The organism is Maricaulis sp. (assembly GCF_039978735.1).
Taxonomy (GTDB): domain Bacteria; phylum Pseudomonadota; class Alphaproteobacteria; order Caulobacterales; family Maricaulaceae; genus Maricaulis.
Genome location: NZ_JBDWAS010000056.1, coordinates 63358 through 77787 on the forward strand (window position 1 = coordinate 63358; position 14430 = coordinate 77787).

At 64.9% G+C, this 14430-nt stretch carries 11 protein-coding genes; 4 read left to right on the top strand and 7 right to left on the bottom strand.

The window, feature by feature from the left end; translation table 11 throughout:
- Positions 1-74: 74 nt before the first annotated feature.
- Complete coding sequence (locus tag ABJO18_RS16745) at positions 75-596, top strand: hypothetical protein (RefSeq protein ID WP_348507022.1); 522 nt, start codon at positions 75-77, stop codon at positions 594-596.
- A 114-nt stretch (positions 597-710) separates the two neighbouring features.
- A complete protein-coding gene (locus ABJO18_RS16750) occupies positions 711-1088 on the top strand; it encodes a hypothetical protein (protein WP_348507023.1) in 378 nt (125 codons plus the stop codon).
- Positions 1089-1121: 33 nt separating this feature from the next.
- Here the strand turns inward: ABJO18_RS16750 and aceB are convergent, their stop codons facing one another.
- Both aceB and aceA read right to left on the bottom strand, forming a co-directional pair.
- Positions 1122-2765 (bottom strand): malate synthase A, encoded by a 1644-nt coding sequence (aceB, locus tag ABJO18_RS16755; RefSeq protein WP_348507024.1) that lies wholly within the window; start codon positions 2763-2765, stop codon positions 1122-1124.
- A gap of 87 nt (positions 2766-2852) precedes the next feature.
- On the bottom strand, positions 2853-4142 hold the full coding sequence (gene aceA / locus ABJO18_RS16760) for an isocitrate lyase (protein ID WP_348516022.1): 1290 nt from the start codon (positions 4140-4142) through the stop codon (positions 2853-2855).
- 155 nt (positions 4143-4297) lie between these two features.
- On the opposite strand from aceA, the gene ABJO18_RS16765 reads away from it, so the two are divergent.
- Complete coding sequence (locus ABJO18_RS16765) at positions 4298-5728, top strand: short-chain fatty acyl-CoA regulator family protein (RefSeq protein WP_348508690.1); 1431 nt, start codon at positions 4298-4300, stop codon at positions 5726-5728.
- A gap of 47 nt (positions 5729-5775) precedes the next feature.
- On the top strand, positions 5776-8019 hold the full coding sequence (locus tag ABJO18_RS16770; RefSeq protein ID WP_348508689.1) for an ATP-binding protein: 2244 nt from the start codon (positions 5776-5778) through the stop codon (positions 8017-8019).
- Here ABJO18_RS16770 and ABJO18_RS16775 read toward each other — a convergent pair.
- The 5 genes from ABJO18_RS16775 to ABJO18_RS16795 all read right to left on the bottom strand — a co-directional run bounded on the left by ABJO18_RS16775 (position 8013) and on the right by ABJO18_RS16795 (position 13905).
- Positions 8013-8531: a GNAT family N-acetyltransferase gene (locus ABJO18_RS16775; RefSeq protein ID WP_348508688.1), complete on the bottom strand. Its 519-nt coding sequence runs from the start codon at positions 8529-8531 to the stop codon at positions 8013-8015. The genes ABJO18_RS16770 and ABJO18_RS16775 overlap by 7 nt on opposite strands.
- Before the next feature lie 140 nt (positions 8532-8671).
- Positions 8672-9760, bottom strand: coding sequence for a ferritin-like domain-containing protein (locus ABJO18_RS16780; protein ID WP_271185486.1), 1089 nt, complete (start codon positions 9758-9760; stop codon positions 8672-8674).
- A 141-nt stretch (positions 9761-9901) separates the two neighbouring features.
- A complete protein-coding gene (locus ABJO18_RS16785) occupies positions 9902-10726 on the bottom strand; it encodes an LOG family protein (protein ID WP_348508687.1) in 825 nt (274 codons plus the stop codon).
- 82 nt (positions 10727-10808) lie between these two features.
- A complete protein-coding gene (locus ABJO18_RS16790; RefSeq protein WP_348508686.1) occupies positions 10809-12083 on the bottom strand; it encodes a DUF4010 domain-containing protein in 1275 nt (424 codons plus the stop codon).
- A 52-nt stretch (positions 12084-12135) separates the two neighbouring features.
- A complete protein-coding gene (locus ABJO18_RS16795; RefSeq protein ID WP_348508685.1) occupies positions 12136-13905 on the bottom strand; it encodes an SLC13 family permease in 1770 nt (589 codons plus the stop codon).
- Positions 13906-14430: the final 525 nt, after the last annotated feature.

Consider the following 14430-nt stretch of genomic DNA (forward strand, 5'->3'; position numbering starts at 1 on the left):
CCCTCGCCTCTCGCCGTTGCCGGGGAAACCGGCTATAGCGGAGGCGGGACGCCCCAGTGACCGGAGTTCAAGCCTTGCGTATTCGACTTGCCGTTCTCACCACCGGAGCCACCGCCCTTCTCGCCGGCTGTGCCACCGAGACCGTTCCCGCCTGCCGGGCACCCCAATCCTACGAGATGGCGGCTTTTTCCGGCGTGATCAGCCACAATCCGAATGCGCTTGCCGCAGCTACTGCGCCGGGGGCCCTGCGCTCGGCGCTGACCGGCGGCACGCCGGCCGTACGCGGACACTTGTGGGGCCATGATGGTATCACCGACGGCACGGTCGTCGGCATCCTGTCCCAGCCACCGCTCTGCATCATCGACGATCCGTCGGCGCCGGACAGCGAAACGGTGCGGCAGGTCCTGGTTTATCCGCAGGCCCGCTACAGCCGTGTCGCACCACCGCCCGAGACAGCACTCGCCGATGCCCCGCCGCCCTATGGCGTGTCCCGGCGTGACTATCTGTCCTGCCGTTTCGAGATGACGGCAGAAGGCTGGAAGCTCGCGGACCTGTGCGGATATACACGCCCGGTTGCAAGCACGGTCACGGGCTAGAATTACGGGCTGAGATGCGTAGCCGCCGGGCTGCGCCACGGCCTTCCCCGACTCGGTATGGCGCTGTTACCGACGATACCGCCCTTGCGGCGTGTAGCGTTGTTGGTGAGTGCCATGCCCGTCATCCTGGAAGCCGGATCTCCGGCCAGTCTTCTTCTTGTCCGTTTTTCCGGGACACTGGCACCCGACGGGGTTGCCGAAGATCTGGCGCGCATCTCGGAGGAGAGCGCAGGCTATTCGGCCCTCCTCGCCGACTGGCGCGAGGCCGAGATTGCCCTTTCGACGATCGAGTTCATGTCATTGACGGATGACTGGTTCCGCATGCCGGCGGCCCGCCTGAAAGCCGCCCATGTCTTCCATGCCGAGCGGCACAAGGACCAGGCCATGCTGTTCCAGACCAAGGGCTTTCTGGTCGGCGGCCAGTTCCGGGTGTTCACCGGATACGGCGAAGCCCGATCCTGGCTTGATGCCTGGACCGGGCCCCGCGCCTGAGACGACCAACCGTCATCAGCTCTTGTTATTCTGTCAGTCCTCGAATTCCATCAGGCGCATCGGCGCCTTGAGTTCTGCCGTGATCCGGTCATAGGCCGGCAGGGTCAGGAATTCGGTGAATTCGTCCGACAGGACCAGGGCGGACAGGATGTCTGCTGCCGTCTGGATCCGGTCGCACAACTCGTCCTGGCCGGGCACTTCGTCCTGGATGGCCGCGCAGATGTCGGCGATTTTGTTTTCAAGGAAGGCCGCGGTAATCGCGGTGCCCTCTTTGGTGGACTTGTCGAAGCGGCGCCATTGCCACAGCTGGGCGCGGGCGATCTCGGCGGTCGCCGCATCCTCCATCAGATTGCGGATCGGCACGGCCCCGCGGCCGCCCAGCCAAGCGGCAATATAGCGGATGGCGACGTCGATATTGTCGCCGACACCATGATCGGTGATGTCGCCCTCGGGAGCCGCCAGCAATTGCTGGGTTGTCACCGGCAGCTCGTGCGGATCGGCCGGACGATTGATCTGGTTCGGCCCCTTCATGTGCTGGTCGAAGATTTCCATCGCGACCGGCACGAGGTCCGGGTGAGCCACCCAGGTGCCGTCATGGCCGTTCTTCACTTCGCGCAGCTTGTCCTGGCGCACCTGTTCGGTGGCCGCGGCATTCGCCTTTTCATCGCCCTTGACCGGGATGAAGGCCGACATGCCGCCCATGGCGTGGGCTCCGCGGCGATGGCAGACCGAGATCACCCGGCGGGAATAGGCCGCCATGAAGGGCACGGTCATGGTCACCGCCGAACGGTCCGGCAGAACGTGCTCGGCACGCGAACGCAGGCGCTTGATATAGCTGAAGATATAGTCCCAGCGGCCGCAATTGAGACCGACGATATGGTCCTTCAGCTCATAGAGGATCTCGTCCAGTTCGAAAGCTGCCGGCAGGGTCTCGATCAGCACGGTCGCGCGCAGCGTACCGCGCTCCAGACCCAGCTCGTCCTCGGCATGCTGGAAGACCAGGCTCCACAGACGCGCTTCCAGACGGCTTTCCAGCTTGGGCAGATAGAAGTACGGCGCGGTGCCACGCTCCTTGAGTGCTGCGTGATTGTGGAAGACATAGAGGCCGAAATCGAACAGCGAGCCGGACAGGGCGTGGCCGTTGATATGGACGTGACGTTCGTCCAGATGCCAGCCGCGCGGGCGCACGATCAGCACCGCCGCGTCGTCATTGACCTGGTAGCGTTTGCCGGATTTCTCGTCGGTGAAATCGATCTCGCGGCGGATCGCGTCGCGCAGATTGATCTGGCCGTCCAGCAGGTTTGACCAGAGCGGCGCGGTCGCGTCCTCGAAATCGGCCATGAAGCATTTGGCACCGGAATTGAGCGCATTGACCACCATCTTGCGGTCGACCGGTCCGGTGATTTCCACGCGGCGGTCCTGCAGATCCGCAGGCGCAGGACGCACGGTCCACTCGCCGGCCCGGATATCGGCCGTCTCGTGGGGGAACATCAAGAGCGCGCCCTGATCGAGCTCGGCCTGGCGTTCCTTGCGATAGCGCAGCAGGGACTGGCGGCGCTTCTCGAACCGGCGGTGCAGACCGGCCAGGAAGTTCAGTGCTTCATGGGTGAGGATGTCGCCATAGCCGGGCTCGAGATGGCCCAGTACTTCGACGCCGGACGGTGCAATGAGGGTCATGGCTTGCTCCTGTGGGGTTGGAGGCAGGTCCGGGGTGCGCCTTGGGGGTGCGCACCCCGGTGTACAGGCTCGGGCAGGGCCTGCGCTCTATTCGGCAGCGTGGAACTGCGCGGTCTCGGTCGAAGCGCCCATCGCCGTCGTCGACGAGGTGCCGCCGGAGATGGCCAGGTTCACCTTGTCGAAATAGCCCGTGCCCACTTCGCGCTGGTGGCGCGTGGCGGTGTAGCCATCGGCTTCGGAGGCAAACTCGGCCTGCTGCAGCTCGGAATAGGCGCCCATGCCCCGATCGCGATAGCCGGAGGCCAGCTGGAACATGCCGTGGTTGAGCTGGTGGAAACCGGCCAGGGTGACGAACTGGAACTTGTAGCCCATCGCGCCCAGCTCGCGCTGGTAGGTCTCGATCGTGGCCTTGTCGAGATTGGCTTCCCAGTTGAAGGAGGGCGAGCAGTTATAGGCCATCATCTTGCCCGGATAGGCCTTCTGGATCGCCTCGGCAAAGCGCTTGGCCTCGTCCAGGTTCGGCTTGGAGGTTTCCCACCACAACAGGTCAGCGACCTTCGCATAGGCCAGACCGCGCTTGATGCAGTGATCGACGCCCATGCCTTCCTTCAGGCGGAAGAAGCCTTCCGGCGTGCGGCCCGCATCGAAATCGATGAATTCATGATCGCGCTCATCGATGTCGGAATTGATCAGCGTCGCCGATTCCGCATCGGTACGCGCAACGGTGATCGTCGACACGCCCATCACGTCGGCAGCGAGACGCGCCGCAGCGAGATTGCGCTCGTGCTGGCTGGTCGGGATCAGGACCTTGCCGCCCAGGTGACCGCACTTCTTCTCGGCTGCGACCTGGTCTTCGAAGTGAACGCCGGAGGCGCCCGCCTCGATGAAAGCCTTCATGATCTCGAAGCAGTTCAGCGTGCCACCGAAACCGGCTTCCGCGTCAGCAACGATCGGCGCGAACCAGTCGCGGCTGGGCTTGCCGTTTTCCGACACTTCGATCTGGTCGGCGCGCTGCAGGGTGCGGTTGATCTTCTTGGCCAGTTCCGGCGCGGAATTGGCCGGATAGAGCGACTGGTCGGGATACATGGCGCCGGCGGTGTTGGCGTCGGCAGCGACCTGCCAGCCCGACAGGTAGATCGCCTTCAGGCCAGCCCGGACCATCTGCATCGCCTGATTGCCTGACAGAGCGCCCAGAGCATTGATGTAGGGCTCGGTCTTCAAGAGTTCCCACAGCTTCACTGCGCCGCGTTCGGCCAGCGTGTGCTGGATCTGCACGGAACCGCGCAGCTTGGCGACGTCTTCGGGCGTGTAGGGACGCTCGATACCGTCAAAACGGCCTTCCGGAGCACTCGGAACCAGATCCTTGAAAGTCGTCATTCTTGTCTCCCTGACGGGTTGGGGCAGATGCCTGTTGCGTTGCAACAAAGCTGTCAAACAGCAGGGATGGTGTCGATATGGCTTTTCCTATAAAGAGGATGCCGTGTATGATAATTACATTGTCATGATGTAATTTTGTAAATCTGGACACAAAAATGAGTGACGGTCAGGGCCTCGAGAAGATCTTTGCCGGCGCGCGCCTGCGCCGCCTGCGCCGCGAACGCGGACTGACACAGGCCGAAGCCGCCGAGGCGCTGGGCCTCTCGGCCAGCTATCTCAACCTGCTGGAACGCAATCAGCGGCCGGTGACGGCACGGGTCCTGCTGGCCCTCGCCGACGCTTTCGATGTCGATGTGCGTGCCTTTGCCAATGAGAGCGACCGCCAGCTCGTGGCAGACCTGCAGGAAGCGGCGGCCGACCCCGTCCTTTCCGGCTTGGGTCTCGACCGGATGGAATTGTCCGAGTTTGCCGACAGCCAGCCGCGCGCGGCCGAAGCCTTTGCCCGCCTCTTCCAGGCCTATCGCGAGACCACGGCGGCCACCGCCGACCTTGCTACGCGCATGTCGGGCCCGGGCGCTGCGACCGGCGGCCCAGGTGCCGTGCTGGAAAGCGTACGCGATGCGCTGGACGCCCGTCAGAACCATTTCCCCGAACTGGAGGAAGCAGCCGAAGCGCTCGTTGAGCGGATCGGTCTGCGCACCCACCGGCGCGAACAGCAACTGGCCGACTACCTGCAGCATACCCATGGTTTTACCATGCGCGTGCTGGACGAGGATATCATGGCCGGCGCGCGCCGGCGTCTCGACTTTCACGGCCGGCGCCTGTTGCTATCCGAAGCGCTCTCTGCGGGCTCGCGCGCCTTTCACATGGCGGTCGTCCTGGCCAATCTCGAACTCGGCGATTTGCTGGATAAACTGTCTGCCGAGCCTCACCTGCCGGCCGAGGAAGGCCGCAAGCTCTACCGTGTCGGCCTGGCGAACTATTTCGCCGGCGCGGTTCACATGCCCTATGCGCCCTTCCTGAAGACCGCCGAGGACACGCGCTATGATATCGACCGGCTGCAGCGGCGCTTCGAGGTCAGTTTCGAGCAGATCTGCCATCGCCTGACGACGCTGCAGCGGCCCGGCGCCCGCGGCCTGCCCTTCTTCATGATCCGTGTCGACAGCGCCGGGAATGTATCCAAGCGCTTCGGCGGCGGCATCATGCCGTTTGCCCGGTCCGGCGGTGGATGTCCGAAATGGAATCTCTACGACGCCCTGCACACGCCCGAACGCCTGATCGCCCAGACATTCGAACTGCCCGACGGCACGGCGATGCTCTCCCTCGCCCGCGGCCAGATATCGCCCGCCCCGGCCGGGCACCCGCCGGTCGTCCATGCCATCGCGCTGGGATGCGCCCTCGAGCACGCGCCAAAGATCGTCCATGCCGACGCAGTTGCCTCGGTCGAACCGGCCGCCGTCGGCATCACCTGCCGCCTGTGCGACCGGGAAGACTGTGCCCAGCGCGCCTTTCCGCCGCTCAACCGCAAACTCGTCCTCGACAGCCACATGCTGCGCGCCTCGCCATACAGTTTCAACGAGGACTGAGCCGGTTTTGCACTGCACACGCCGGTCGGGTGGAGTAACCTGCCCGAGTGACGGGGGAATCGGCGGATCAGCCGGAAAACGGGGGCGGCGCCGATGCCGGCACGACGATAGACACTTCAATCCCAAACGATGCGCGCCGGCAGGCCTATCAGGCGCCCCACACCATTGCCCGCTTCACTGCCGTTGCGATGATGCTGGCGACGCTGGGCTTCATCTGGCTTGTCCTGTCTCTGGACGGCGCAAACCTTGCCGCAGAGCGGTCCCTTGCCCGCGACAGCGTCCTGCTGATGATCGACCGGGAGCCGTTCGATCTGGCCCCCGATGCCCCCGTTACATTCAGCGGTATGTCCGGCGCAGAACTGGTCATTCCAGCCGCCGACCTGGCAAAGGATCCCAGGCTGGAAACTCCACAGCGGCACCAGCTGGCCGCGCACCTTCGGGCGGGCTTGTCTGCGTCGGCGCGCTTCACTGACCTGTCCGGCATCACGCATACTCGTGAGGTTCGCCCTCGCCAGGCAAGACTGAGCGATTTTGACGGCAGCGACTGGATGGGTCTTGCCAGTGCCCTCCTGGGCGCCCTGTTCGGCCTTGCAGTCTGGGCCTCCCGGCCACAGCTTCCTGCCGCCCTCGCCTATGGCATTGTCGGAGGCCTTCTGCTCGCATCCGCGCTGACACACCGGATGTATCTGAAGTTCGGCCTGCTCACACCGCCCGAGCTTGCGACCACGACAAGCGTGCTGAACGGAGCCGTGCTGCACGCCTTCGGCCTCGCATTCGTCTTCGTCTTCCTGCTCTTCCCGAAATCTCTGCTCACGCCGCGAACAGCGGTAACGGCTGCCGTGGCAAGCGGAATCGCCGCGCTGAGTGTGGTGGCACTCGGTCAGTTCGTCGATCCCCGCATCTCCTATTACACCCAGATGGTGGAATACCTCGCGCTTCTCGCGCTTGTCTGCATTCAGTTCTGGATCGGGCGCAAAGCCACCATCTTGCGCCCCTCGCTGATCATCCTTCTGGCGACCATTCTGCTGGGCATTGCGCTTTACGCCCTGACCGTTCTGCTTCCCGTGTCGGGCCTGGTGAAAGTCACGCTGGGCGAGGACGCCGCCTTTCCGCTGTTTGTTCTGATCTATTGCGGTATCGGCGTCGCAATCGTGCGAACCAGCCTGCTCTCGCTGGACGGCTGGGTGCGCAATATTGTGCTGTCGGTCTCCTTTCTCGCCATAATCCTGCTTGTCGACATCGCCCTGCTCACCTTTGTGACCCGGCAGCAGGATGTCGCGCTCGGCCTCGCCCTCGCCGGAGCTGCCCTGGTGTATTTTCCGCTGCGGGAATGGCTGGCGCGGCGCCAGGAACGCAGGCGCCTGGCCGTGGTTCAGCATGCCCTCTCTCGGGCCGCCGATCTTGTCTTTGCCGCCGACGATCAACAGAGATCGGAAAGCTGGCGTGCTGCCGTTGAAGCGAGTTTCCAGCCGCTGGATATCGAGACCGACCCGGCCCCCGTTCCGGTCCCGTTGATCGGACAGAACGGGACGATCCTTCGCCTGCCTTCACTTGGTGGCGCTCCGGCGCTCCTGTGCCGCCACGCCGATGGCGGACGCCGCCCGTTTGTGGCGGGCGATCTCGACACGGCAGCTGCGCTCATACGCATGACTGAGCGCCTCATCGCAACGCGTGACGCCTACCTGGCCGGCGTGACCGAGGAGCGGCATCGCATTGCCCGCGACCTGCACGATGATGTCAGCGGCCGGCTGATGATCAGCCTGCACCGGTCCGACCACGACGGCATGCGCCAGGATGTGCGTGAAGCCATGGCCGACATCCGCACCATCGTCACGGGCCTCGCCGGGAAGCCGCGGGAGCTGGCTGACCTGATGGCCGATCTGCGGGAAGAGGCCCGCTCCCGCTGCGAGGCTGCCGGTTTCAAACTGGACTGGCCTCCGGACGATATTGCCGAATCCGGGCATCCGCTCGACTACGCGGTCTACCGGCACCTGCTTGCGTTGTTCCGTGAAAGCGTCAGCAATGCCCTCAGGCATTCCGGCGGGAGCGAGGTGACGATCCGGACGACACTCGGCGGCGGACGACTATCGGCCCTCATCACCGACAACGGCACCGCCAAGCCGCAAGACGCCCTGGCCCGCAGCGATGGCGGACACGGTCTGGACAATTGCCGGCTGCGCGCCCGGTCGCTGAACGGTCACTTCGCTTTCGAGCAGACCCCGACCGGCAGCACGGCCCGTTTCGACATCGATCTATCGGCAACGCCCGGTGCGGCAGATCCGGTTCACTGACCCGACAACGCCAGCCTTGCCCAGCCAGCTCGCGTCAGGCGCATCACTGTGCAGTCGTCATCCCCGAAGCGGCGCGGTCCGACCACCTCGAACCCCAGGCGCCGATAGAAACGCTGGGCGTCGGCATTCGTCGCGAGCGGATCGATCAGGATCGCGGTGACCTCCGGCGGCGCAAAGCAGCGTTCGATCGCCTGTTTCATCATCTGCGTACCCAGCCCCTGCCCCAGGCAGTCAGGCTCGCCGATCCAGATATCGATCGCCCGCAGATTGCGCTCGCAATCGCCCCAGTAGTGGGTCGGTTCCTCGGCCGGATCGATAATCTGCACGACACCGACCGGACGCCCGTCTTGCTCGCTGATCAGCGTCTGGAAGGCCGGGCCCGTGAGGCCGATATCTTCGACCCAGTCCGACGGCGCATCGCTGCCGGTGGCGGCTATAACATGCGGCTGGGCATCCCAATGCTGCAGGACGGGGATGTCTTCCGGCGTCGCCGGACGAAGCTGTACGGACATGGCGGCTGCTCCTCGCTGCGTATGTAAGGCAGCGGTTCAGGTCACACCAGATCGATCACGAAAAAGGGACCCGCGACGGGGTCCCTTCAGGCGCGCCACACCGGAAGCAGCCGAGTGTTTCCGGCAATACGGCGTCTGGCTTATTCGGCGGCGCCGGCGACCGCCTTCACATAGGCCGTGCGGACATCCTGGTGGCGCGTGTCCAGGTCCTTGGCGATGGCTTCGTCCTGCTTGGCCAGCGTGTCGAGATCCTGGTCGGCATAGTGCAGCACGCCCATGTCCTCGTAGGCCTTGCGGATTTTCGGCCCCCACAGGCCGATATCCTTCACCACCGGGACGATGCGCTGGAACAGCATCGTCTTGAACAGTTTCTGGATTTCCGACTGGGCCGCCCAGGCGACGCATTCCTCGACCGGAAGGCCAAGCGTCTCGTAGACCTCACGCGCCTCGAACCGGTCGCGCATATGGTAGCAGGCCTCGACCAGGAATTCCTCGCGCTCGTCGCGCTCGGCCTGGGTGAGCTGCGGATAGTAGTCGCGCAGGGAGAGACGGCCGAAGGCAACGTGGCGCGCCTCGTCTTCCATCACATAGGCGTTGACCATGCGCGCCAGCGGGTTCTGGGCGAGATCGCGGATCGTGCCGAAAGCCGCGAGCGCGAGCCCCTCGATCACGACCTGCATGGCCAGATAGGTGAAGTCCCAGCGGCTGTCGCGCAGCGCTTCATCGACAAGCTGGCGCAGCGGTTCGGTCATCGGATAGGCGACGCCGAATTTCTGCATCAGCTTCTTGTAGGCCTCGACATGGCGCGCCTCGTCCATCACCTGGGTGGCGGCGTAGAATTTCGCATCCAGATCCGGCACCGACTCGACGATCTTCGCCGCGCAGATCAGGGCCGCCTGCTCGCCCTGCATGAACTGGGAGATGTTCCAGGCCTGGGCATGACGGCGGAACTCGATCTTCTCCTTCTTCGTCATCTTCTCCCACATCGGGGAGCCGTGCAGCGCGACACCCTCATCGGGCAGCTGCATCGGGTTTTCGAAGTCGAGTTCCTGCGTCCAGTCGATGCGGTTGACCGCATCCCACTGCATGTCCTTGCCCTTCTGGTACAGGTGCATGAGCGTGGTGCGGCCTTCGTCGTATTCGAAATCGAACGTGGCGTCGAATTGCTGCGGAACCGACCAGTGCTTGTCGATTTCCGGCATCGGATACAGCTCGCGGAGCGTTCCCATGGCGCGTTACCTCCCCAGGTGCGACCAATCATTATCTTTAGTGAACATTGTTCACATGACCAACGTGATTCAAATTGCCGCACTTGGCAAGGGGGAAACAAAAATTGTGATGGCGGCTCCGCGAGCCGGCAACCGACAGGCCTACAATCGCCCGCCCGGATGCGGCAAAGCGTGTTCGGCCAGTTCCCGCGTTATGTAGGCGAAGGCGTCGTCGACAGAGTCGGTGCGGTAGATCAGATCCAGATCCTTCGCGTCGATCGTGCCGAACTCGACCATGGTTTCCAGATTCATCACCCGGTCCCAGTATTCCGTACCGAACAGCACCACCGGAACGCGCTTCTTGATCTTGCCGGTCTGCAAGAGGGTCAGCGTCTCGAACAGCTCGTCCATCGTGCCGAAACCGCCGGGCATCAGCACCAGCGCCTTGGCGAGATAGAGGAACCAGAATTTGCGCGTGAAGAAGTAGTGGAATTCGAAGCTGAGCGCATGCGTCACCCAGGGGTTATTGCCCTGTTCGAAGGGCAGCGAGATGCCCAGGCCGATATTGTCGCCATGGGCCTCCGAAGCTCCGCGATTGGCGGCCTCCATGATGCCCGGCCCGCCGCCCGTGCAAACCACGAAACGCCGGCCCGACTTGTCGCGCAGGCTCTTCGACCACTGCGTCAGCCGCGCCGCGAGCTCGCGGGTGGATTCATAGTATCCGGAGAGTTTGAGCTTGTTCAGCGCCGGCGTCTCGTCGTCTCCCGCCTTGCGCAGGGCGTCGAGTTCGGCCTCGGCCTCCTCGCGCGAGCGGATCCGGGCCGAGCCGAAGAACAGGATCGTGTCCTGCACATTGTATTCGGCAAACCGGGCCTTGGGCTCAAGATATTCGGCGAGGATCCGCACCGGGCGCCCTTCGGGCGCATTGATGAAGTCCTCGTCCTTATAGGCCTTGGCGGGGTATTGCTGGGATTTTCCGGAACTCATGTGCACGTCCTTGAAAACAAAGGCGGCGGTTCATCATGCGCCCGCCCTGCGGCCGATGCAATCGGCAAATCGGCGACGTCAGTCAGCCGCCGGAAAGCAAGTGCTGCAGGGCCAGCCCGGCCGTCCCGCCCAGCACGCCTAGACCGGTAACAACCGCCAGCGGCATGCCATATCCGCGGCCGCCCGCTGCCAGCGCCAGCACAGCCTTGGTGACCATGTTGACTGCCACGGCGAGCAGAATGGCGGCAGCGGCGGTGCCCGCCATCACCTCGCCACCGGCCAGCCGGGCTGTCGACAGGGTGATGGCGTCGACATCCACCAGCCCCGAGACCGCCGCGACAAGATAGAGCGTACCGGCTCCCAGCCAGTCGAGCAGCAGGCGGGAGGCCAGGGTCACGATGCCCAGCAGAGCACCGAACCGGAGCACGCCCGCCAGATCGAGCGGATTGTCCAGGCTCAGACCCGGCGTCTTGGTGCCGGACTGGCTGCGCCGGATCAACAGCCAGGCTGCCGCCAGGAAGATCACCACGACAGGCGCCATTGCGAGACCGAGCGGCCGGATCAGCTGCGGCGCCAGCGCCCCGCCGATGATCGCCACCCGGCCGGCCGAGAGCGCGCCGGCGATGATCGCCCCGGCCGCCAGACGGCTGGCATTGTCCGGCGCCTTGGCCGCGAAACGGGCGAAGGAGAGTGTGGTGGCCGTTGACGATGCCAGGCCGCCCGCGGCGCCGGCGAAGACGATACCCCGCGAGGGCCCCGCAATACGGATTGCGGCATAGCCGGTGCAGGAGATCAGCGCGATCATCACGGTCAGGAGCCACAGCTCGAACGGGTTCAGCGCATCCCAGGGATCGATGGTGCGGTTGGGCAGCAAAGGAAGGGCGATCAGCGTCATCGCCAGCAGCACCAGAGCGGCCCGCAATTCCAGCCAGGTGATCTTTTCAAGGAAGGCATGCGCACTGCGCCGGGCTGCCAGCACGATCGCCACGGCCACCGCACCGGCCCCGGCGATCTCCATGTCGCCCGACACGGCAATCGCCCCGAGCACGAAGACCGCCAGAGCCGCCGCCACCCCCGCCAGGCTGAAATCCTCGACAATCTCGACCTCGCGCAGCCGCACGACGATCACCGCTCCGCCGAACAGGGCCAGCAGCACGGCAGGCAGGACCGGACCAGTCAGCGCGTGCAGATGCCCCGCCAGCCCGCCAAGCAGGCCGGCCAGACCGAATGTGCGCACACCGGCGCGACGGATACCGTCATCGCGATGCTCGCGTTCCTGCCAGCCGCGCACCACACCGACGAGAATGCCGATGGCAAGGGCGGCGGCGAGCCGCTGGACGGTTTCGATCAGTTCCATCGCGCGATTTTGACCGGATCGTTTTGCAAGACAAGCGTTTCGCGGCGTACCGTCAGAGCGGCCAGAAGGTCAGGACGGCAGGCACGCCGACGGCAATGATCAGGATTTCAAGCGGCAGGCCCATGCGCCAGTAATCGCCGAACCGGTAACCGCCCGGCCCCATGATGATCGTGTTGTTCTTGTGCCCGATCGGCGTCAGGAAGGCACAGGACGCCGCTACGGCCACCCCCATCAGGAAGGCGTCCGGATTGACGTCCAGCGCCCGCGCGATATCGAGCCCGACGGGCGCGGCGATCAGGGCGGTCGCAACATTGTTGAGGAAGTCCGACAGCGTCATTGTCACCATCATGAGGAGCGCCAGGATCGCCCAGACCGGCAGCGTGCCTGTCAGCGAGAGAATGCCCTGCGCAATGAGCTGGGTGCCGCCTGTCTCTTCCAGGGCAAGACCCAGCGGGATCAGCGAACCCAGCAGCACCAGGACCGGCCATTCCACCGATTCATAGACTTCGCTGGGCCCGACGATATTCAGCAGGGCATAGAGGATAACCACGGCCGCCAGCGCGACGACCAGCGGCACCAGCCCCGTCACGGCAGCCGCGACGGCCGCGACGAAGATGCCGATCGTCATCAGCGCCTTGGAGCGCTGGACAACACTGTGCCGCCGCTCCGCCAGCGGCAGCACGCCGAGCCATTCGGCGGCATCATTCACCCGGCTTTCCGGCCCGAGCAGCAGGACGAGATCGCCGGCCCGGATCGGCAGTTTTCGGACGCGCTGGTGGAAACGCCGTCCCTGGCGAGATACGCCCAGCAAGGTCACGCCGCGCCGGTAGAGCAGGCGCAGATCGGTCGCCGTCCGGCCGACAATGCGGGCGTCGCGCGGCACGATGGCCTCGATCAGCGCCAGCGACTTGCCCGTCAGGCCTTCGTGCGCGTCTGCCCCCGGCGGGTTCAGCTCGGCGGCGCCGATGAAAGCCTCGATCGAGGCCGGGTCGCCTTCCAGAACCAGATGATCGCTCTTGCGGATTTCCTCGCCGGCGGCGAACCCGCCCAGGCGCTTGCCGCGCCGCACCAGGCCCAGAATGGTGACGTCATGGCTGTCGGCGAGCGGGTAGAGATCGGCCGGCGTCTGGCCGATGGATTTGGAGTCCGCCTTCACCCCGGCCTCGGCGACGAAGACACTGCCCACGCCCTCCCCGGCCATGGTGCGCGCTTCGCCCTTGGGAATCAGGCGCCAGCCCACCAGGGTGACGAAACCGATGCCGACCACGGCGCAGATCAGGCCGACCGGCGAAAAGTCGAACATCGAGAAGGGCTCGCCCAGCGCCCGGTCGCGAAATTGCGCCACGACGATGTTCGGCGGTGTACCGATCAGCGTGATCATGCCGCCCAGAATGGTCGCAAAGGAGAGCGGCATCAGGGTCTGGGCGACCGAGCGCTTGGCCTTGCGCGCAGCCTCCATGTCCAGCGACATCAGCATGACCAGTGCGGCGACATTGTTGATGATGGCGGACAACGCCGCCCCCACGACCGAGATCAGGCCGACATGGGCTGGCAGCGAGCGTGTCGATGACAGCACGAAGCGCGCGACAAGCTCGACGGCGCCGGCATTCGTCATCGCCCGCGATACGATCAGGACCAGGGCGATGATGATCACCGCCTCGTGTCCGAAGCCGGCAAAGGCGTCGTGCACCGGCACGACCCCGCCGATCACCGCAATCACCAGCGCGGCAAAGGCGACCAGATCATAACGCACCCGCCCCCAGACCAGCATCGCGAAGACAATGCCCAGCAGGACAAACAGGAAGATCTGGTCATAGCTCATGCGGCGGCAATCTCCGGCGGCAACAGGTCATAACAGACGTAACGCGACTCAAGGCGAAAGGAAGCAGGCTTTTGTCCGTGCCGCCGCTTCGCGCCGTCTCCGGAACAAGCCTGGGGAAAGCAGCACGCTCTCTTTCTTCCCCACGCCGTGGGGAAGCGGGCCGCGACGCTAGCCGCGGGTCGAAGGGGCCGGCGCGGAGCGGCCCTCCGTCCCCACCCAAACTCCACTTCCCCCGGCCTTGTGCCGGGGCCCGGTTGAGCCCACACCCGAAACGCCGCCAGACCCCGGAACAAGTCCGGGGGAAGTGGCGTGTGTTGACGGCACCCAGCACGAAACCCTCCACGGCGCTGTGCGCCTGGAGCGATGAGAGGAGTGCGGGATGCACGGCGGACATCGTGTCCGGATTTGAAGCTTTGGTGGTGATGCCCGAGGCATCCCGCACGCGGAGATTTACCCGGATCCCTTGCGGGACCGTCTCGAAACCTGCAGGCACGGGCCGGTCGAGCTTTTTGCCGGTGTCCCCGC

Excerpts from the sequence above, each read along its gene's own strand:
- ABJO18_RS16750 (WP_348507023.1), top strand. The coding sequence starts at position 711 with ATGCCCGTCATCCTGGAAGCCGGATCTCCGGCCAGTCTTCTTCTTGTC.
- aceB (WP_348507024.1), bottom strand. The coding sequence starts at position 2,765 with ATGACCCTCATTGCACCGTCCGGCGTCGAAGTACTGGGCCATCTCGAG.
- aceA (WP_348516022.1), bottom strand. The coding sequence starts at position 4,142 with ATGACGACTTTCAAGGATCTGGTTCCGAGTGCTCCGGAAGGCCGTTTT.
- ABJO18_RS16765 (WP_348508690.1), top strand. The coding sequence starts at position 4,298 with ATGAGTGACGGTCAGGGCCTCGAGAAGATCTTTGCCGGCGCGCGCCTG.
- ABJO18_RS16775 (WP_348508688.1), bottom strand. The coding sequence starts at position 8,531 with ATGTCCGTACAGCTTCGTCCGGCGACGCCGGAAGACATCCCCGTCCTG.
- ABJO18_RS16780 (WP_271185486.1), bottom strand. The coding sequence starts at position 9,760 with ATGGGAACGCTCCGCGAGCTGTATCCGATGCCGGAAATCGACAAGCAC.
- ABJO18_RS16785 (WP_348508687.1), bottom strand. The coding sequence starts at position 10,726 with ATGAGTTCCGGAAAATCCCAGCAATACCCCGCCAAGGCCTATAAGGAC.
- ABJO18_RS16790 (WP_348508686.1), bottom strand. The coding sequence starts at position 12,083 with ATGGAACTGATCGAAACCGTCCAGCGGCTCGCCGCCGCCCTTGCCATC.
- ABJO18_RS16795 (WP_348508685.1), bottom strand. The coding sequence starts at position 13,905 with ATGAGCTATGACCAGATCTTCCTGTTTGTCCTGCTGGGCATTGTCTTC.